21 protein-coding genes, 1 tRNA gene and 1 pseudogene are annotated in these 18,724 nt (G+C 61.9%); 8 read left to right on the forward strand and 15 right to left on the reverse strand.

Annotation, left to right across the window (positions count from 1 at the left end; translation table 11 throughout):
* Nucleotides 1–189: 189 nt before the first annotated feature.
* Together X741_RS1000000168160 and X741_RS156685 are read right to left on the reverse strand one after the other, a co-directional pair.
* Complete coding sequence (locus X741_RS1000000168160; RefSeq protein ID WP_013895608.1) at nt 190–435, reverse strand: hypothetical protein; 246 nt, start codon at nt 433–435, stop codon at nt 190–192.
* Nucleotides 436–520: 85 nt separating this feature from the next.
* A complete protein-coding gene (locus tag X741_RS156685) occupies nt 521–781 on the reverse strand; it encodes a hypothetical protein (RefSeq protein WP_013895607.1) in 261 nt (86 codons plus the stop codon).
* A gap of 376 nt (nt 782–1,157) precedes the next feature.
* Here X741_RS156685 and X741_RS156680 point away from each other — a divergent pair.
* Nucleotides 1,158–1,247 (forward strand) — tRNA-Ser (locus tag X741_RS156680).
* Nucleotides 1,248–1,283: 36 nt separating this feature from the next.
* On the opposite strand, the gene X741_RS156675 is transcribed toward X741_RS156680, so the two are convergent.
* The 3 genes from X741_RS156675 to X741_RS156665 are packed head-to-tail and all read right to left on the reverse strand — an operon-like array spanning nt 1,284 to nt 2,506.
* Nucleotides 1,284–1,694 (reverse strand): MAPEG family protein, encoded by a 411-nt coding sequence (locus X741_RS156675; RefSeq protein WP_023777292.1) that lies wholly within the window; start codon nt 1,692–1,694, stop codon nt 1,284–1,286.
* Between the two features lie 18 nt (nt 1,695–1,712).
* Entirely contained in the window at nt 1,713–2,192 is a 480-nt protein-coding gene (locus tag X741_RS156670) for an SRPBCC family protein (RefSeq protein WP_013895605.1), read from the reverse strand.
* Complete coding sequence (locus X741_RS156665) at nt 2,189–2,506, reverse strand: metalloregulator ArsR/SmtB family transcription factor (RefSeq protein ID WP_013895604.1); 318 nt, start codon at nt 2,504–2,506, stop codon at nt 2,189–2,191. The genes X741_RS156670 and X741_RS156665 overlap by 4 nt, the downstream gene beginning before the upstream one ends.
* A gap of 321 nt (nt 2,507–2,827) precedes the next feature.
* Here X741_RS156665 and X741_RS156660 point away from each other — a divergent pair, with 321 nt between their 5' ends.
* The gene (locus tag X741_RS156660) at nt 2,828–3,367 is read left to right on the forward strand and encodes a J domain-containing protein (protein WP_023777293.1); all 540 of its coding nucleotides are present in this window, start codon (nt 2,828–2,830) and stop codon (nt 3,365–3,367) included.
* A 77-nt stretch (nt 3,368–3,444) separates the two neighbouring features.
* Here the strand turns inward: X741_RS156660 and X741_RS156655 are convergent, their stop codons facing one another.
* Nucleotides 3,445–3,678, reverse strand: coding sequence for a hypothetical protein (locus X741_RS156655; RefSeq protein ID WP_013895602.1), 234 nt, complete (start codon nt 3,676–3,678; stop codon nt 3,445–3,447).
* A gap of 339 nt (nt 3,679–4,017) precedes the next feature.
* On the opposite strand from X741_RS156655, the gene X741_RS0134420 reads away from it, so the two are divergent.
* The 5 genes from X741_RS0134420 (at nt 4,018) to rimO (ending at nt 8,465) form a co-directional block, all read left to right on the forward strand.
* Nucleotides 4,018–4,881 (forward strand): sterol desaturase family protein, encoded by an 864-nt coding sequence (locus X741_RS0134420; RefSeq protein ID WP_023777294.1) that lies wholly within the window; start codon nt 4,018–4,020, stop codon nt 4,879–4,881.
* Nucleotides 4,882–4,948: 67 nt separating this feature from the next.
* Nucleotides 4,949–5,647 carry a DUF2161 domain-containing phosphodiesterase gene (locus X741_RS156650; RefSeq protein ID WP_023777295.1) on the forward strand — a complete coding sequence of 233 codons (699 nt, stop codon included), beginning with the start codon at nt 4,949–4,951 and terminating at the stop codon, nt 5,645–5,647.
* A gap of 56 nt (nt 5,648–5,703) precedes the next feature.
* The gene (locus X741_RS156645) at nt 5,704–6,111 is read left to right on the forward strand and encodes a DUF930 domain-containing protein (RefSeq protein WP_032927719.1); all 408 of its coding nucleotides are present in this window, start codon (nt 5,704–5,706) and stop codon (nt 6,109–6,111) included.
* A 165-nt stretch (nt 6,112–6,276) separates the two neighbouring features.
* The gene (locus X741_RS156640) at nt 6,277–6,966 is read left to right on the forward strand and encodes a TerC family protein (RefSeq protein ID WP_013895598.1); all 690 of its coding nucleotides are present in this window, start codon (nt 6,277–6,279) and stop codon (nt 6,964–6,966) included.
* A gap of 185 nt (nt 6,967–7,151) precedes the next feature.
* Nucleotides 7,152–8,465, forward strand: coding sequence for a 30S ribosomal protein S12 methylthiotransferase RimO (gene rimO / locus X741_RS156635; protein ID WP_023777297.1), 1,314 nt, complete (start codon nt 7,152–7,154; stop codon nt 8,463–8,465).
* Nucleotides 8,466–8,523: 58 nt separating this feature from the next.
* Here rimO and X741_RS156630 read toward each other — a convergent pair whose 3' ends face one another.
* Entirely contained in the window at nt 8,524–8,967 is a 444-nt protein-coding gene (locus tag X741_RS156630) for a hypothetical protein (RefSeq protein WP_023777298.1), read from the reverse strand.
* A gap of 238 nt (nt 8,968–9,205) precedes the next feature.
* Between X741_RS156630 and X741_RS156625 the strand changes: the two genes are divergently transcribed.
* A complete protein-coding gene (locus X741_RS156625) occupies nt 9,206–10,312 on the forward strand; it encodes an acyltransferase (protein ID WP_023777299.1) in 1,107 nt (368 codons plus the stop codon).
* Between the two features lie 46 nt (nt 10,313–10,358).
* On the opposite strand, the gene X741_RS156620 is transcribed toward X741_RS156625, so the two are convergent.
* The 8 genes and pseudogenes from X741_RS156620 to X741_RS156590 form a co-directional block, all read right to left on the reverse strand.
* Entirely contained in the window at nt 10,359–11,426 is a 1,068-nt protein-coding gene (locus X741_RS156620) for a BMP family ABC transporter substrate-binding protein (protein WP_023767712.1), read from the reverse strand.
* A gap of 50 nt (nt 11,427–11,476) precedes the next feature.
* Complete coding sequence (locus tag X741_RS156615; protein WP_023777300.1) at nt 11,477–12,397, reverse strand: ABC transporter permease; 921 nt, start codon at nt 12,395–12,397, stop codon at nt 11,477–11,479.
* Nucleotides 12,397–13,534 (reverse strand): annotated as a pseudogene (locus X741_RS01000000166445) (ABC transporter permease). Before X741_RS01000000166445 ends, X741_RS156615 begins: the two are co-directional and overlap by 1 nt.
* A complete protein-coding gene (locus tag X741_RS156610; protein ID WP_023777301.1) occupies nt 13,531–15,108 on the reverse strand; it encodes an ABC transporter ATP-binding protein in 1,578 nt (525 codons plus the stop codon). Before X741_RS156610 ends, X741_RS01000000166445 begins: the two are co-directional and overlap by 4 nt.
* A gap of 133 nt (nt 15,109–15,241) precedes the next feature.
* Nucleotides 15,242–16,219, reverse strand: a complete 978-nt coding sequence (locus X741_RS156605) for a quinone oxidoreductase (RefSeq protein WP_023777302.1) — start codon at nt 16,217–16,219, stop codon at nt 15,242–15,244.
* Nucleotides 16,220–16,247: 28 nt separating this feature from the next.
* Nucleotides 16,248–17,027 carry a phosphatidylcholine synthase gene (gene pcsA / locus X741_RS156600; RefSeq protein ID WP_280801318.1) on the reverse strand — a complete coding sequence of 260 codons (780 nt, stop codon included), beginning with the start codon at nt 17,025–17,027 and terminating at the stop codon, nt 16,248–16,250.
* A gap of 80 nt (nt 17,028–17,107) precedes the next feature.
* Complete coding sequence (locus X741_RS156595; protein WP_023777303.1) at nt 17,108–17,722, reverse strand: DUF1326 domain-containing protein; 615 nt, start codon at nt 17,720–17,722, stop codon at nt 17,108–17,110.
* A complete protein-coding gene (locus tag X741_RS156590) occupies nt 17,719–18,666 on the reverse strand; it encodes a DUF2182 domain-containing protein (protein WP_023777304.1) in 948 nt (315 codons plus the stop codon). Before X741_RS156590 ends, X741_RS156595 begins: the two co-directional genes overlap by 4 nt.
* Nucleotides 18,667–18,724: the final 58 nt, after the last annotated feature.

The raw sequence follows: 18,724 nt of genomic DNA on the forward strand, positions 1-18,724 counted from the left end.
AGCAATGTCAGGCACGGGATCTGTCGACCAGCTTCAGACCGCGTAAAGCCCGGCGCGTATGGCCGGGAAAAGGTGACCGCATGGGGTATGATGCTCTGGGCGGTTAGAGCAACGATGCGGTTGCGGCACGCCTTGCTGCCCGACGTGGTAAATCCGATATCGTCGATCGAGAAGACGATGGCAGCCGCCCTACTCCAAAGGCGGCTCTTCGCTCGGGGGCGTCAAAACGGTGATATCCATTCTGGCGATCGTCGATGCGGCGCGCCCCTGGGCCCCAGGATCAGTATCGCCTGTTTCGGCGACCATGGCCTTGGCGCGATGTCCTACGCTATCTGCGCTTTTGCCCGGCGCAAATCCTTCGCCTGTTTCTGTCTTTGCGGGTTTCAGCAGGGTTTCCGGTGTTTGCCGATGCTGACTTCCAATCGCCGAGACCATGGATACCTCCGCTTGTGATGCCCCTACTGTAGCTGGGTAAGCTGTCGCGAGCCTGACCATAGGGATGGCGCCGGCAAGGGACGGTTCAATAGATCTGCACGCCCAGGCGGTCGTTTCGTCTCCATCGGAGCGCCGCACGGTATCGGGCATCGTCCGCCGGCACGAGCAGGATGAAGCGTTCGGGAACAATGGCGCTCGGGTCGACCCTCAGCTCCGCGCCGTGAGCATGCTGGTTTCTGATCGAGCATTTTATGGTCGAACTCTCGGTGACTATCGTCCCTTCCTTCAGGACGGTCTGCCGAGCATGAGAGCGCCGCTCGTTCTGGGGTTGATTGGGATCGGTCATCTCGCTGCCACGACGAACGTCACAAGCATGTACAGAACTTTCACAAGAATCGCGTTTCGATCAGCATGTGCTAAAATAGTTCCGGAACACTTTATTCGATGTAGGAGCTCGCCAGATTTCTCGGCCTTGCCCGCACCGTGTGAGGCCGCGCGGAAACGCGACCGCCAGTCACGCTAAAATTCTGGTCATGCAGAACATTTATGCGCACCAACTGTCGGCACAGCAGGAAGGCACCACAGCGGTGGTTGACGCAGCCCTCGATGCCGCTTTACAGGAATGAACAGCGACCGGTCGGGAATGCCTTCGGTGCCAATCCGATGCCAGCAGACGAAAACCCGCCGGACGTGTACTATCCAAGTGATTGAAAAATCACGACGGAGGGATGGCCGAGCGGTTTAAGGCACCGGTCTTGAAAACCGGCGTGGGCGCAAGTTCACCGTGGGTTCGAATCCCACTCCCTCCGCCATTAAATTCGCCAGTTCAGTGTTTTCCGGCGCAATCCCTAGATCGCGACCCAGCCTGTCACGACGATGAGAACGGCTGTGACGAGGGCTCCCGAGACGTACAGGATGGTCCTGACGCTGCCTCCCTTGGCGGCGTTGCCGCCGCGCAGGTAGATCGCCAAATGAGCAAGGCGGATCGCCAGATGCAGCCAGACCAGTGTAGCCAGCACGACAGGTCCGACGCCGACCATCATCGCCAAGACGGCAGGCACGACAAAGGGCGCCAGCGCCTCGACCGAATTCAGGTGTACGCGGTCTATCCGGTAAAGCAGATTGTCGTCGTCTGCGGGGACTATTGGCCCAGACAGGACACCTGCTCGCCCCTTGGACGAGCCCGAGAGAATCGCCAGCAGGACTGAAACGAGACAAAGCGCCAGGATTCCAACAATACTCAACCCATAGGCTTCCATGTCCGACCTCTCAAAATGTCAGCGGGAGAACAGGCCGTGGAACCGCTGCAGATATAGCGGCCAACCTTGCTCGCCACCAACGCCATTGCGTACGCTTTCCCAGCCGTCGCCATGCCGCTCAAGTTTCCGGTGCTCGATCTCGACCCGAGTCCGGTTTTCGGTTTCGGCGGTGAACCGGACTTCCCATTCGCTGGTCTTGTCGAGATCGGTTTCGACCTGCCACCGGGGACTGATGTCCCAGCTTAGAAGCAGGCGATTGGGCGGTTCGTAGGCCAGCACTCGCGCCCATCGGCACTCGCTGCCGTCGATGCCGCGATCATAGATGTTGCCCCCTACCCGACGCTCGAAGACTGTCTCTGCGATTGGCACGGCGAGCAGGTTGTGCTCGCGCGGCTTGAAGCTGTTGAAGTCCTCGGTAAACACCTTGAAAGCCGTTGCAATGGGGGCTTCGACGACGATCGAGTGCTTCACGGATGTAGGTGCGGTTTGCGGGCTCATTTCTGCTCCTCTGATGACCGCTCGACGGCAACCTTGTAGGCCGCCAGGGTTTTGCTCCAGAACCGGTCAAGTTCCGCGCGCAGGCGCGCCAGCCCATCTGGATCAACCCGGTAGATGCGTTGCTTGCCGGAGCGGGTGTCCGCCACGAGCCCGGCATCCTTGAGCACCTTCAGGTGTTGCGAAACCGCCGACCGGGTGACGGGCAAGGCATGAGCCAGTTCGGTGACCGAACAAGGCTGTTCGACCAGCAACTCGAAAACCGTGCGCCTTGTCGGGTCGCCCAGCGCCGTCCAGCTATTCGCGTTAGTGGCCACTAACGCGAAAATAAGTCAGCCTGCCGATTGTGTCAACTTCGTTATGTCCGCAGGCGGCCTTGTTCATTCCCAGTGTCTGCCGTCCATCCGTTCCCTGTACTGATCCGGGAGCCATGGGACCGGCGCGCCAACCCAGGCTCGCGTCCAATGCGTGCTGACCCCGTTCTCTTCTTCTGGCATTAGCCGGCTATCGACGCCGGACCAAAGTCTTGACAGCCGCAAGCAAAGGTCTGACGTAACCGCTTTGGTTCCGCACTTGTCCATTGGACGTTCTTTAATTTAGCCAATATGAATATATGATTGCGTTGAGGGAGCGCCGCTATGTTCATTGACTACTACGAAGTTCTCGAAGTCAGCCCGAATGCCAACTCCGAAACGTTGGAACGGGTGTTTCGTTATTTCGCCATGCGTTACCACCCCGACAATCAGGCCACCGGCAATGAGGCGCGCTTCAGCGAAATCGTAGAGGCTCACAACACGCTCAAGGACCCTGTCAAACGTGCGCAGTACGACATCCAGTACAAGGACCATGCGGGGCTCAGCCGGGAGTTGTCCGAGGAAGCCGGAAACACCAAGGGCATGGAGCGTGACGTCGTCATTCAAGCCAGACTGCTCGCGCTCCTTTATGTAAAGCGCAGACAGGACGTCAACAATCCCGGCATTGGAGATGTCGAGCTTGAGCGATTGTCAGGCTGTCCGCGAGAGCATCTCGAGTTTCATCTCTGGTATATGAAGGCAAAGGGTTGGATCGCAAGGATCGAGAACGGGACGATGGCGATCACCGTCGAAGGCATCGATCGCGCCAATACCGATCATCGCCGTGACCCGACCACAAAACTCCTGGACCACACGGTCTCCTGAAGCTCGTGCTTGTGGCCGGTCGGGCGGCGTATCCGCAGCGATGAGAAGCGTTGCGGTGCGGCGATGGTCCGATTTGCTCAGTCGGATCTCTGGGTGCGTTCGGCGATGGCAAATGCCTGCAGGTTCCTCGTCTTGCCGACGTCCTGATCCGCATTTGCGATAATCGAAAAGAAGGCCGCCCTGGCGATATCCTTCTTCGAGGCGCCGGGATGCTCCTTCTTGGCAGCCTTGACGAGCTGCTTGGGAGACATGTCGGGCGTGACGACCCTCATGAGGGTGTCACCGATCGCACTCATTTCATTTGCGTCCATGATGGGCATCCCCTGCTGACTGCAAATGCCACGATAGCAAGGACAACTCGCGGCCGCCAACATGGTTCTTGATCAACATGGGCCTTGAAACGAAAAACCCCGCCGGCAGGGACCGGTGGGGTTAGTCCTGGGAGGACGCGCGTAACGCTGCGTTCGTCGACCGCGCGTTCCCCCTATATCGCCCGCGTGCGACACCAATGTGACACGCAGGCGGGCGGCTGCTCCATGCCCGGCATAGTCGGACGCTCGACATCAAGCCTTTCGAAAGGAGAGGTGTGCTTCTCTCGGGAAGCGCAAGCGCTGGAGGCGCTGCCGAAAGACGAGGCGATAGGCGGGCGAATGGATATCTTTGGCATCAAGACGCTGTTGATCTGCGCGCTGATCTTCATTCCGTTCGAACATCTGTTCGCCGAGCGGCCGCAGAAGATCTTCCGCAAGGGCCTTGGTGTCGATCTGCTCTATCTGATGTTCAACGCCTTTATCATAAAGGTGGCCATGGTCATCATGGCGGCGGGTATCCTCGGCGTCGTTGCAATCCTCATCCCGCGATCGGTAACGCAGGCCGTCAGTGGCCAGCCTATCTGGCTTCAGGTTGCCGAAATCACGCTGATCACCGATATCGGCGTCTATTGGGCGCATCGGGCCTTTCACAAAATCCCGGCGCTTTGGAAGTTCCACGCGGTTCACCACGGCATTGAGGAACTGGATTGGCTCGGGGCTTTCCACTCCCACCCGGTCGACGCAATCGTCACCAAGGCGATATCGCTGACGCCGATCCTTCTGCTTGGCTTCTCGGAAGGCGCGATCGCCGTCTTTTCGTTTATCTATCTCGGGCACACGATGCTCGTTCATTCGAACCTGCGGATTCCGTTCGGCCCGTTGAAGTGGCTGATCGCCGGCCCGCAGTTCCATCGCTGGCACCATGCCAACCAGCGCGAAGCCTATGACAAGAACTTCGCCGGGCAGTTACCCTTCCTCGATCTGGTGTTCGGCACCTACAATGCCACCGGCGACAAGGTGCCCGACAAATACGGCGTCGACGATCCGATCCCGTCCACCTATTTCGGCCAGGTCGGCTATCCGTTCATGCCCCGCAAGAAGCCATCGGATCGCGTCGCGCCAGGCCCCGAAACCCGGCAGCCGACATCGACGGAGCACGGCCCGTTGCCGCCGGTCTTGCCCGACATTGGCGGCATCGCCTGATTGCCTCTAGGCCAGGGCGCCTTTCCACGGGCAAGCATTTTGCGTCGAATCGGCTAAGTCTTGCGGCATGAACGAGACCTCACTTTATGCGCCGGTGAAGCGGTTCCTCGAAAGTTTCGACTTCGTCGTGAAAGGGGAAATCGGCGGCTGCGACATCGTCGCGCTGCGCGAGGGTGAACCGCCGGTCGTGGTCATCTGCGAGCTGAAGCTGCAGTTCAATCTGGAACTGGTGCTGCAAGGCGTCGACCGTGCGGCCGCCTGCGACGAAGTGTGGCTGGCGGCACGCATGTCGGCGCGCGGCAAGGGGCGCGAAAGCGACGCCAGGTTCCGCAATCTCTGCCGCCGGCTCGGCTTCGGCCTGCTCGGCGTGACCGCGAACGACCGGGTCGAGGTGCTGCTCAGCCCGGTCGCATTGGCGCCGCGCAAGAATGCGCGCAAGCGCTCTCGGATCGTCGATGAGCATCAGCGCCGTCGCGGCGATCCGGTCGTGGGCGGCGGAACGCGCAATCCGATCATGACCGCCTACCGCCAGAGCGCCCTCACCTGCGCCGCCGCGATGATGGATGGACCCAAGCGGCCGCGCGACCTGAAGACCTTGACACCGATCGCGCCGAAGATTCTGCGGCACAATGTCTATGGTTGGTTCGCGCGTGTCGACCGCGGTCTCTACGGTCTCACCGATGCCGGCCGCGCCTCGCTGGTCCGTTGGCCGCAGGCTTCGCACGATGAAGCCCGACACGAAATTTTGATTGCGCCGCCCCCCTGAAAGCGGGCGCTTGCCGAGCATCAAGCGCTCCGATTGGTTGATTTGTCAGATAAAATATGCTGCTAGTCCCGCCCATGAATAGACCCTGCATGATGGCCATCGCGTCCCTGGCGCTGGCTTTTCCGGCCAGCGCGATGGACAACGCATTGCGTGCCGGACTGATGAAACTCGATCCGCAAACCCGCCTCGAACAGCGCTGCGACGCCGAGGTCCTGGACCGGATCACGCATGACGATCGCAAGTTCAAGGCCGACCGTGTCGTTGCCTATGCCTTCGCGACGCCTGAGATGAGCGCCGACGCGATCAAGAGTTCGGGTGCGGCGTTCCGCAGCAAGGGACAATGGTACCGGCTGAAATTCAAATGCCAGACCGGGCCGGACCATATGGAAGTTCTCCAGCTCCGCTACCGCATCGGAGACGAAATTCCCGAGACCGACTGGGCGAAGTACAATCTCTACGACTAGCTCGTCCGCCGGCGATTGCTGACACCCCTGTAATGCCGCGGCCACGAAAGTGGTTTTCAAGCGTTGTCCATTGCTGCGTCTTGACGCCAGCGGACCATGCCTTTAGGCCCGTCTGGACAGTCGACGACGAACACTCGGCACGAACGAGCAAGGGCCTCCTGGTCGATGGAAATATTCACTGCTGCGGGCTTATCGGCTCTTCTCCAGGTCATCGCCATCGACCTTGCGCTCGCCGGCGACAACGCCATCGTCATCGGCCTCGCCGCGGCGGGTCTGCCCGCCAACCAGCGCAAACAGGCCATTCTCGTCGGCATCGCGGCGGCCACCGTTCTACGCATTTTCTTCGCCCTGATCACGCAATGGCTGCTGACCATCGGCCCCATTCTGCTCATCGCCGGCGGCCTGCTGCTGCTCTGGGTCTGCTGGAAGATGTGGCGCGAACTGCGCGTCAGCCACGAGCAGGAGCGCGATGCGACCGAAGCGCTGTCGAATGGCGACTTCGACAAGGACGGCGTCATTGGCGGCAAGGGACCGAGCAAGACCTTCTCGCAGGCCGCGTGGCAGATTGTCATCGCCGACGTTTCGATGTCGCTCGACAACGTTCTGGCCGTGGCCGGAGCGGCCATGAACCATCCGACGGTGCTGATCATCGGGCTGGCCTTGTCGATCGCGCTGATGGGCTTTGCCGCGTCGTTTGTCGCGCGCCTGCTGCACAAATACCGCTGGATCGCCTATATCGGCCTGGCGATCATCCTCTACGTCGCGGTGAAGATGCTGCTTGATGGCGCCGTGCAGCAATTCCCCGATCACTTCGCCTTCCTGGCGCCCTGGTTTGGACCGGGAGGCGGCCACTAACCGCTCCTGGAGCCGCGCTGCCCGCATCGTTTCGCGGTGTCTTGGCCTGTCGGCCGGTTTGCTTGATCAGGCAAGCCATGCTATTGCGCCGCGCGTATTGGCTTGTGCCAAGCGCCACAGACCGACATCTATAGCGACTTGAGGCCGGACCCGTTTCGGTCTTTACCCCCATTGGAAACTTGCCTATGTCCGCCCCTCGCGTCAGTTTCGTCAGCCTTGGATGCCCGAAGGCCCTTGTGGACTCCGAACGCATCATCACGCGGTTGCGCGCCGAGGGCTATGAGATCGCCCGCAAGCATGACGGCGCCGATCTTGTCGTCGTCAACACTTGCGGCTTCCTCGATTCCGCCCGCGACGAGTCGCTCAACGCCATCGGCTCCGCGCTGTCGGAAAACGGCAGGGTCATCGTCACCGGTTGCCTCGGCGCCGAGCCGGACGTGATCCGCGAAAAGCATCCCAACGTGCTGGCGATCACCGGGCCGCAGGCCTATGAGAGCGTCATGGCCGCCGTGCATGAGGCCGCTCCTCCTTCGCACGATCCCTATATCGACCTTTTGCCGCCGCAGGGCGTCAAGCTGACGCCGCGCCACTATGCCTATCTCAAGATTTCGGAAGGCTGCAACAACCGCTGCACCTTCTGCATCATTCCAGCTCTTCGCGGCGATCTCGTCTCGCGGCCCGCTGCCGATGTGCTGCGCGAGGCCGAGAAGCTGTCCAAGGCCGGCGTCAAGGAGCTGCTCGTCATCTCGCAGGACACCAGCGCCTACGGCATCGACATCAAGTACCAGACGTCGATGTTCGGCGATCGCGAAGTGCGAGCGAAATTCCTCGATTTGTCGCAGGAATTGGGCAAGCTCGGCATCTGGGTGCGCATGCACTATGTCTACCCCTACCCGCATGTCGCCGACGTCATCCCGCTGATGGCCGAGGGAAAAATCCTCCCCTATCTGGATATCCCGTTCCAGCATGCCTCGCCGCAGGTGCTGAAGAACATGCGCCGGCCCGCGCACGGCGAAAAGACGCTCGAGCGCATCCGCGGCTGGCGCGACGTGTGCCCCGATCTCGCCATCCGCTCGACCTTCATCGTCGGCTTCCCCGGTGAGACGGACGACGATTTCGAGATGCTGCTCGACTGGCTGGACGAGGCAAAAATCGACCGCGCCGGCTGCTTCAAATACGAGCCGGTCCGGGGCGCCCGCTCCAACGATCTCGGCCTCGAACAGGTGCCGCAGGAGATCAAGGAAGCGCGCTGGCATCGTTTCATGCAGCGCCAGCAGAAGATCTCGGCGACGCAGCTCGCCAAGAAGGTCGGCAAGCGCCTGCCGGTGCTGATCGACGAAGCGCACGGCACATCGGCAAAGGGCCGCACCAAATACGACGCGCCCGAGATCGACGGCTCGGTCCACATCCAGTCGCGTCGTCCGTTGCGCGCCGGCGACATCGTCACCGTCAAGATCGACCGTGCCGACGCCTACGATCTCTACGGTTCGGCGGTCTGACGGCGTCGAGCTGCCGAAAGGGCGCCTTTACGGCGCGCTCGTTTTGGCAATGTTTTCGTCAGAGCTTCACGGACTCGATTGCAGACAGGGACCGGTCGATGCCCTGATTGAGGGTCTTGTCCAGCCGCGAGCCGGCGGACTGGCCTTCGATCACCGACAGCCTCGCGGCAAATCCCAGATGGTAATCCACGAACCACTCGGGCCGCGGCTCTGGCTCCGGAAACGGTCCCCACCACGGAGGCAGCTTCGGCAGCTTCGGTGGCGTCGGGCACCAATCGTCGAGGTCGCTCAACACCCCTTTCATGTCTTGCCCGCCGCGCTCGGCGATCCATGCATGGCGCACGAATTCGTCGGCTATCGCGGCACCCAGCTCGTGAGGCGGGAGCGGCTGAGGATTGAGGGCGATTTGTGCAAGCCGCCCCTGTGGTCCGCGCGGAATGAGGTCATAGATGGCTGGAATACGCCTGCCAATAATGGCTAGGAGTTTTTTATTCAATTGCATAAGACTTTCTCCTGGTGACGTTCGTAACGCCGGCCAATTTTGTCCAGGCCGCAAGATGAGCATGTAAGTAAAAAGGCAAACGCGTCTGTGAAGGCGGTCACGGAACTGCGTAACAGACAATTGCGCCCGGTCGGATGCTTCTGCCGCCATTTACCAAATTTCGCGATGGTTCAGGCCTCTTAACCCGCTCAGCCGCGATCCGCACTATTGTCTCAGGACCATAAATGCGGGAATTCGGATGGATACCAGACCTGCCGGGCAGGAATACATCGCGACGCTGGACCTGCTCAGGCTGGCCGCGGCACTTGCCGTCGTGCTCTTCCACTATTTCTTTCGTGGCGCGGCCGCCGAAGATGTACTTGCCGTAGGCTATCCCGATGCCGCGCCATTCGCCATCTACGGCTACCTCGGCGTCAATCTGTTCTTTCTGATCAGCGGCTTCGTCATCGCGTGGTCGGCGGAAAGCCGCAGCTGGCACCAGTTTGCGATCGCCCGTTTCGTTCGCCTCTATCCCGGCTTCCTGTTTTGCATGACGATCACCTTCATCGTCGTCGCTTCGGTCGGTGCACCGCTGTTTGCAACCTCTCTCAGACAGTATGCCGCCAATCTGTCGATGTTCGCGCCGGCCCTCGGCCAGCCTTTCATGGACGGCGTCTACTGGTCGATCGTGCTTGAACTGGTTTTCTACGGATGGGTGACGCTGGCCCTGCTCACCGGTGTTTTTCAGAAGCGCAAGCTTGGGCTGATCTTCATCTGGCTGGCGATATCGGCATTGAACGAATTCTTCGTCGGCAGTCACGCGGCAAGGCTGTTGTTCATCACCGAGTTCGGCTCGTTTTTCGCGGCGGGGGTGCTGGTCCACCATCTGCATGCGCACGGCCGGTCGTGGCCGGCGTTGCTGCTGCTTGGCGCAGCGTTCCTGTTGTCCTGCGGCACGCTTTCCGTGACGCAGCACTGGATGCTGAACGAATATGGCCTCGCCGTTTCGCAGCGCCCTCTCTGGGCCGCCAATGTCGTCATGCATGGCGCATTGATCGGCGCGGTCCTGCTGCGCAATCATGTCAGGCCGTCCGCTCTGACGATGGCGCTTGGCGGGCTGACCTACCCGCTCTACCTCCTGCACCAGAACATTGGCTATCTCGTCATCGATGCCGCCGCACCGTTGGTTGGCAAATGGCTCGCGGCGTTCGGTTGCATCGCGGTTCTGCTCGCCGCCTCCTGGGCGGTCTGGCGTTACTGGGAACGGCCCGCCCAACGGCTGCTCAAGACATGGCTTGGCCACGCAGTGGAAACCGTGCTGGCAAGATATCGGACGGCCCCCGGCCGAACCCAACCCGCCGAATGAAAAAGGGCGCCGCGCGGCGCCCTTTCCGTTCGAGATCCGTGCAAGCTTACTGCGGCAGCTTGTCGTCGACACCCTTGACGTAGAAATTCATGCCGAGAAGCGTGCCGTCGTCGGCGACTTCGCCGTCCTTCAGCCATGCCGAGCCGTCCTGCTTGGCGATCGGTCCCGTGAAGGGGTTCCAGCCGCCGGCGATCTTCTTCTCGGTCGCCTCGGCCATCGCCTTCACGTCGTCGGGCATGTTGGTGTAGGGCGCAAGCTTCACCGCGCCGTCCTTGATGCCGAGCCAGACATTGTCCGGCTTCCAGGTGCCGTCGATGGCCGCCTGGACCCGGCTGATATAGTACGGACCCCATTCGTCCGTCAGCGAGGTCAGCTGCGCGTTCGGCGCGAACTTGATCATGTCGGAAGACTGGCCGAAGCCGTGCAGCTTGCGCTCCTCGGCCACCTGCAGGGCGGCGGTCGAATCGGTGTGCTGGACAATGATGTCGGCGCCTTGGTCGAACAGGGCCTTGGCGGCATCCGCTTCCTTGCCCGGATCGAACCATGAGTTCACCCAGACGATCTTGGCCTTGAAGTTCGGGTTGATCGACTGCGCGCCGAGCATGAAGGAGTTGATGCCCATCACGACTTCCGGGATCGGGAAGGAAACGATGTAGCCGGCGACGCCGGACTTCGATTCCTTGGCGGCGATCTGGCCGAGCACGTAGCGGCCTTCATAGAAGCGCGCATTGTAGATGCCGAGATTGTCAGCGGTCTTGTAGCCGGTGGCGTGCTCGAACATCACCTTCGGGAACTTCTTGGCGACCTTCACTTCGGCGTCCATGAAGCCGAAGGAGGTACCGAAGATCAGCTTGCAGCCTTCGCGCGCCAGCCGCTCGAAGGCACGGTCGGCATCGGGGCCTTCGGAGACGTTTTCCAGATACGCGGTTTCGACCTTGTCGCCGAGCGCCTTCTCGACTTCGAGCCGGCCCTGATCATGCTGGTAGGAATAGCCGAAATCGCCGATCGGGCCGGTGTAGACCCAGCAGGCCTTCAACTTGTCGGCAGCCTCCGCTGACACCGCCAGCGACAAGGCCGCTGTCGTCGTCATCAGGGCAATAAGCAGTTTTTTCATTGTGTTACCTCTCTGTGTTAAGCCTTGGAGCTTCCCGTTTTTTATTATTGTCAACGATCCGGAACGAATGGCTGCCCCAGGGATGCCGGCGTGTTCATCATCGTCAGACGCTTGTTGCGCGAGATTAGAACGAGAACCACGACGGTTGCCAGATAGGGCAGAGAAGAAAGCATCTGCGAGGGCACTGGAATGCCAAAAGCCTGTGCATGAAGCTGGCCGATCCAAACCGCGCCGAAGATGTAGGCGCCGGCCAGCACCCGCCACGGCCGCCATGACGCGAACACCACCAGCGCCAGCGCGATCCAGCCGCGGCCCGCGCTCATGTTCTCGACCCACTGCGGCGTATAGACCAGCGACAGATGGCCGCCTGCAAGGCCGGCGCAGGCGCCGCCGAAGATGACCGAGAGGTAGCGGTAGCGGATGACCTTGATGCCGAGCGCATGCGCAGAGGTGTGGCTGTCGCCGATCGAGCGCAGCGTCAGCCCGGTGCGGGTCTTGAACAGGAACCACATCACGGCGGCCGTCAGCGCGATCGAGATGTAGAAGATCGGGTCCTGGCCGAACAGCAGCCTGCCAACGATGGGTATGGAGCTGAGGCCGGGAATATCGAGATTGGGCAGCCTGACGCCGGGCTGGCCGACGAAGCTGGTCCCGATCATGCCGGAGAGGCCGAGGCCGAGCAGCGTCAGCGACAGGCCGGTCGCCACCTGGTTGGTGGCCAGCGACAGCGTCATGACGGCAAACAGCAGCGAAAACGCCGCCCCCATGGCGATCGCCGCCAAAAGGCCGATCCAGGGCGAGCCGGTCAGGTAGCCGGCGCCGAAGCCGCCGACCGCGCCCATGATCATCATGCCTTCGACGCCGAGATTGAGCACGCCGGAACGTTCGACCACCAGTTCGCCGATCGCCGCGATCAACAGCGGCGTCGCCGCCGTGGCGATGGTCAGGAGGATGTTGACGGTGATGTCCATCAGCGGGCTTCCTTCAACTTTGGCGCGGCCTCGAGCTTTGCGGGGGCTTCCTGTTTCGTCAGCGCCAGGCCAATCAGGCGGATGCGGTAATGGATGAGCGTGTCGCAGCCGAGCACGAAGAACAGCAGCATGCCCTGGAAGACGCGCGCCACCTTGTCGGAAATGCCGAGNGCCGAGCGCGCTTTGCACCGCCTCGCCACCGAGATAGGTCAGCGCCAGCACCAGGCCGGCGGCGACGATGCCGAGCGGATTGAGCCGGCCAAGGAACGCCACGATGATGGCGGTGAAGCCGTAGCCGGGCGAAATCACCGGCTGCAATTGCCCGATGGCGCCGGCGACTTCCGAGATGCCGGCCAGACCTGCCAGCGCGCCCGACAGCAGGAAGGCAAAGAACACCATCCGGCTGAGGCCGAAGCCGGCGAAGCGCCCTGCCCTCGGGCTGGAGCCGAGCACGCGGACCTCGAAACCTTTCAGCATGCGGCCCATCAGGATCCAGATCAGCACCGCGGCAACCAGCGCGAAGACGAAACCCCAATTGGCGCGTCCGGCATCCGGCATCAGTTCCGGCAGAACGGCCGAGTCGCCGAACTGGATCGTCTGCGGAAAACCATGGCCCTGCGGATCGCGCCATGGGCCGCGCACCAGCCAATCGAGGAAGAGTTGGGCGACATAGACCAGCATCAGGCTGGTCAGGATTTCGTTGGTGTTGAACCTGGTCTTCAAAAGCGCCGGGATCGCCGCATAGGCCGCGCCGCCGACCATGCCGAGCAGAAGCATCAGCGGCAGGACCAGCGGCCCTTCGAATTGCGGGAACAGCACCGGAATGGCAGAGCCGAAGATGGCACCGAAGATGAACTGGCCTTCGGCACCGATGTTCCAGATGTTGGCCTTGTAGCAGACGGACAGGCCGACGCCGATCAGGATCAGCGGCGCCGCCTTGATCGCCAGCTCATGCAATTGCCAGACCTGGCTGATCGGCTCGATGAAATAGATCCGGAACGCGGTCAGCGGGTTGACGCCGAGCAGCGCGAACAGAACCGCGCCGGCAATGATGGTCAGCGCGAAGGCGATGAACGGCGAGAGTGCCGAAAACAGCGCCGAGCGCTGCGGGCGTTTGACGAGTTCGAGGCGCATCATGCCGTCTCCAGCGTGTGTTCGGCGTGGCCGGGCTCGGCGCCGCCCATCAGCAAGCCGACCTTCTCGAAGGTTGCTTCGGCGATCGGCAGCGGCTTGGAAAGTTCGCCATTGTGCATGACCGCGATGGCATCCGATATCTCGAACAGCTCGTCGAGATCCTGGCTGATGACCAGCACCGCCGATCCGCTGCGCGACAGTTCGATCAGCGCCTGCCGGATGTGAGCGGCGGCCCCGGCATCGACACCCCATGTCGGCTGGTTGACCACCATGACGCTGGGCCGGCGGTCGAGCTCGCGGCCGACGATGAACTTCTGCAGATTGCCGCCCGAAAGTGCCGCGGCTTCCGGATCCGGCGCGCTCTTGCGCACATCCATCGCTTCGATGATGCGTTGGGCGGCGGCGTAGACAGCAGCGCTCTTCACCATGCCGCCGGTGCCGACAAAGGCCTTGCCGTCGGTTGCATGGCGCGACAGCAGGAGGTTCTCCGAAAGTTTCATGCGCGGTGCCGCGCCATGGCCGAGACGCTCTTCCGGCACGAAGGCGGCGCCCAGCAGCCGCCGCCCGGTGATGGTGAGGCCGCCGGCATCCTTGCCGCGGATGCGCACCGAGGCAGAATCCTGTTGCAGGACTTCCCCCGAGACGGATTCGAAGAACTCGCCCTGGCCATTGCCGGCGACGCCCGCGATACCGATCACCTCGCCGGCGCGGACATTGAGGCTGATGTTCTTGAGCGGAATGGAGAACGGCGTTGCCGGTTTGCGGGTAAGGTTGCGGATTTCGAGCAGCGGCTGTGCGGTTTCGATCCCCTCGACCGGCGCGCGCACCACGGCCTGCACTTCGTTGCCGACCATCATGCGGGCCAGCGATGACGCCGTCTCCTCGCGCGGGTTGCAGTGGCCGACCACATTGCCGTGCCGCAGCACGGTCGCGCGGTCGCAGATGCGTTTGACCTCTTCCAGCCGGTGCGAAATGTAGAGGATCGATTTGCCTTCCGCGCGCAGCCGCTCCAGCGTCTCGAACAGCTTGTCGGCCTCCTGTGGCGTCAGCACCGAGGTCGGCTCGTCGAGAATGATGAGCTGCGGCGTTTGCAGCAGGCAGCGGATGATCTCGATGCGCTGGCGCTCACCGACCGACAGGTCGCCGACCAGCGATTCAGGATCGAGCGGCAGGCCGTAGCTGTAGGAAAGCGCCCTCGCCTTGGCGGCGATGCTGCTGATCGGCGAGCCGTCATCCAGCGACAGCGCGATGTTCTCGGCCGCCGTCAGCGCCTCGAACAGCGAGAAATGCTGGAACACCATGCCGATGCCGAGCTTTTTCGCAACACCGGGGCTGGTGATCCGGACCGCCTGGCCGTTCCAGAAAATCTCTCCGGAATTGGGTTCCAGCGAACCGAACAGCATCTTGACCAGCGTCGACTTGCCGGCCCCGTTTTCGCCGAGCAGCGCGTGGATTTCACCTTTGGCGATGTTGAGATCGATATGATCGCACGCCGTCAGTGTGCCGAATATCTTGGTCAGGCCACGAACCTCGAGCAGGTTCGCCCCATCATGATTTGCACTCACAGTGCCTCCCATCCGTATTGCCGGATATGTTCTGTGTTCCCGCAAGCATGGTAGGCGCCGCCGGCTCTCAACGGAAAGCGGCACGCGTCTTGAAAGAGCTTCAAGAATTTCAGCGGAAATTCAAGGGATAACAAGGCTGGCGGGACTAAGGAACGAGAATTGTCGTTCCGGTGGTCCTGCGGCCTTCGAGATCCGAGTGCGCCTTGCCTGCATCCTTCAGCGCATAACGCTGATTGATCTTGATCTCGACGGCGCCGCTCAGCACCACCTCGAACAGGGCCGCCGCCGAGGCGTCAAGGTCCTCGCGCTTTGCGTTGTAGACGAACAGCGTCGGCCTCGTGGCGAACAAGGAGCCCTTCTGGGCCAACAGCGACATCGAGAACGGCGGGATCGGCCCCGAGGATTGGCCGAAGCTGACAAACATGCCGAGCGGCCTCAGGCAGTCGAGCGAGGCCGGAAATGTGTCGTTGCCGACCGAATCATAGACGACGTCGCATTTCCTGCCGCCCGTGATGGCCGCGACGCCGGCGACGAAATCCTGTTCCTTGTAATTGATGACATGGTCGAAGCCGTGCGCCCTGGCGAGCTCGATCTTGTCGGTCGAGCTTGCCGTGCCGATAACGGTTGCGCCCAGATGTTTCGCCCATTGGCCGAGGATGAGCCCGACGCCGCCGGCCGCGGCATGAAACAGGATCGTGTCGCCTGCCTTCACCTTGAAGGTCCGGCGCAGGAGATATTCGGCGGTCATGCCTTTCAGCATCATCGCCGCGGCCTGTTCGTCGCTGATGCCATCCGGAACCTTGACGACCCGGCTGGCATCGATGACGCGCTCCTCGGCATAGGCACCTGTCGTCACCGCATAGGCGATCCGATCGCCCGGCTTCAGCCAGTCGACGTCCTGCCCCACCTCCAGCACCACCCCGGCGGCCTCGCTGCCCGCAATGAGCGGAAATCCGCCCGGCGGCGGATAGAGGCCGGAGCGATGATAGACATCGATGAAATTGAGACCGATCGCCGTATGCTTGACCAGGATCTGCCCCGAACCCGGCTGGCCGGGATCGGCATCCTCGTAGGTCAGAACTTCCGGGCCGCCATGGGCGTGGATGCGGATCGCTTTGGACATGGATGGGCTTCCTCGAGACGTGGGCTGGTCAGGCCTTCTTGGCACCAAGATTTGGAAAGAACTGCATGATGCCACCGATACAGGCGAGGTAAAGCCCGGTAACGGAAATGCCGATCTTGGTGAACGTGCCGACTTGTTCGCCAAGCACGCCGATCTGGTCGTAGAAGGCCGCGAGAGCCGCCTGCGCAAGCGCAAGCGCGCCGAAAGCGCACCACAAAAGCGTCATTGTGAGATTGATGCGCCGCAGCCGCACCACCCGCACCGGATGAATGAAATTGATCGGGACGAAGGTCAGGATGCCGGCCACCACCACCACCGCGAACGAAACCCATTGTCCCGGCTCGATGACAAACAGCGTGAACACCACCATGTTCCAGACGACGGGGAACCCCTTGAAGAAATTCTCCTTCGTCTTCATGCCGGTGTCGGCATAGTAGATTGCGCTGGAGACGACGATGATCGCCGCCGACAGGAACGACAGGCCCTCGCCCATGAAGCCGCGTTGGTAAAGTGCGAATGCCGGGATCAGCACATAGGTCACGTAGTCGATGATGTTGTCGAGCAGTTCGCCCGACCAGGTCGGCAGGATTTCCTTGACCTCGAGCTTCCTGGCGATCGGCCCGTCGATGCCGTCGACGAACAGCGCCAGCCCGAGCCACCAGAACATAGCCGTCCAGCGCTCCTCGCTCGCCGCCACCAGCGACAGGAAGGCAAGGAACGAGCCCGAGGCCGTCAGCAGATGGACGGAGAACGCCCTTGCCTGCGGCCAGGTGACCTTCTTCCTTGGCCGCGGAATCCGGTCCGTGATCTTCTTCGCGGCTTTCCTGGCCGCCGAATTCCTGGCCGCCAAATTCCTGGGCGCCAAATTCCTGGGCGTTGTGTTCTTGCTCACGGGCCCCGCCAATCCAGCTTGCAGATTTCGGCCGAGCGGCCGGCAAAGTTCCAGTTGCGGCCAAAGGCCCGCATCTTGCTCTTGTCGGATTTGGCCACGATGATCTCCGGCGCGATCCAGTATTCTGAATTGCTGATCACGGTATCCTTCTCGCGATCCTTGCCCGCTATCGGCGTCACCGCCCCGTCGATGATCTTCGGTATCTGGAAGATGCGCGTCTTGTCCCGCGTCTCATAGGTGATCGGGACCTGTTCGACGCCCAGGAATTTTCCGACGAGGATCGACAGCAGCGACGTTGTCCCGCCCGCCTTGCCGGTGAAGATCTTGGTCAGCGCCTTGACGGCGTAAATCGAGGCGCGCTTGTCGATGAACAGGCCCGCGGTCCAGTTGCCGCGGCTCATGTAGCCGGGGATTTCCATGACCAGCCCCAGGTTGAGGCCGGAGAGGTCGACCTCTCCGAAATGCCCGGCATCGATACGGAAACCCGCCCAGGTCTGGCAATAGCCCTCGGTTGGCGGATGACTGCCAAGCGACAACACGCAAGGGCAAAAAACCGTGCAATTGCAGGAGAGTACGAGCTCTCCTTTCATTGCCCAGCCCGGATCTGTCATCGAATTTCCCCCACTCGAAGCGAGACTACTAGCAGCGCGGCTGCCCAGACAAGCAGTATCGCACCGGCTAGCCGGGTTGGAAGACGGCTCGCCGTTTGTTTTTCGATGAGGGTGAACAGACCGATCAACGCCATCCAGAAGACGTTCATGACGCCAACGGCGAACATCACGAGCATCAGCGCCCAGCAGCAGCCGAAACACCATAAGCCTTGCGCGATTCCGAGCCGGAAGACGCGGACGGCTCTCGCGCTCCAGTTCGAAAACAGGATCGAGAACGGGTTCCGGCATTTCTTCAAGCAGGCCTCCTTGAGACCGCTGAACTGGTAAAGGCCGGCAACCAGCAATGCGAAGGCGCCGGCGATGCCCAGCACCGGATGGTACATCTGGCCGGACGCGGCGGATGCATGCACCGCAAGCGTCAGCGCCGCGAACATCGCCGAGGCGACGAACCAGACGCTGAGGTACCCTGCGACCAGCACCAACGGGTGGACGACGGGGTCCCCCTTGATCCGCGCCGTATCGGCGATCTCGCAATAGGTGCGGATCATCGGCGCCGCGGAAGGCAGCATCGTCGCGATCGCCATCAGGAACCACATCAAGACGAGCGCCAAGGCGCGCGGGCGGATGCTTCCCTCCAGCGGCGCCGGCGACAGACAGAGCGCGAAGAACCGTTCCAGGACATCGGGCAGCGGCAGTTGCGGCAGGTGGCGCAGCAGAGCGTCGCCGGGCGCGCTGCCGCCGGTCTCGGCGCCCCGGATCGCCATCGCGGCCAGGAACAGCCAGGCAAGCGCGATGCCAGCGCCGACAACGACGTTGACCGTCAAGCGCGGGTTGCGTGCAATGTCGGCCATGGCGCGGCCGGCGCGGTCGAGATGGCTGAAGTCGTCCTGGTGGCCGGTCATGGCAACCGAATGGGCCGAATCGCCGCGTTGATCAAGCCGCATGATCTGACCTATATGCTCAGCAACTGGCAGGCCGGGTGGCCCGCCTTGCACAGCAAGC

This window comes from Mesorhizobium sp. LNHC221B00, from assembly GCF_000502935.1.
GTDB lineage: Bacteria > Pseudomonadota > Alphaproteobacteria > Rhizobiales > Rhizobiaceae > Mesorhizobium > Mesorhizobium opportunistum.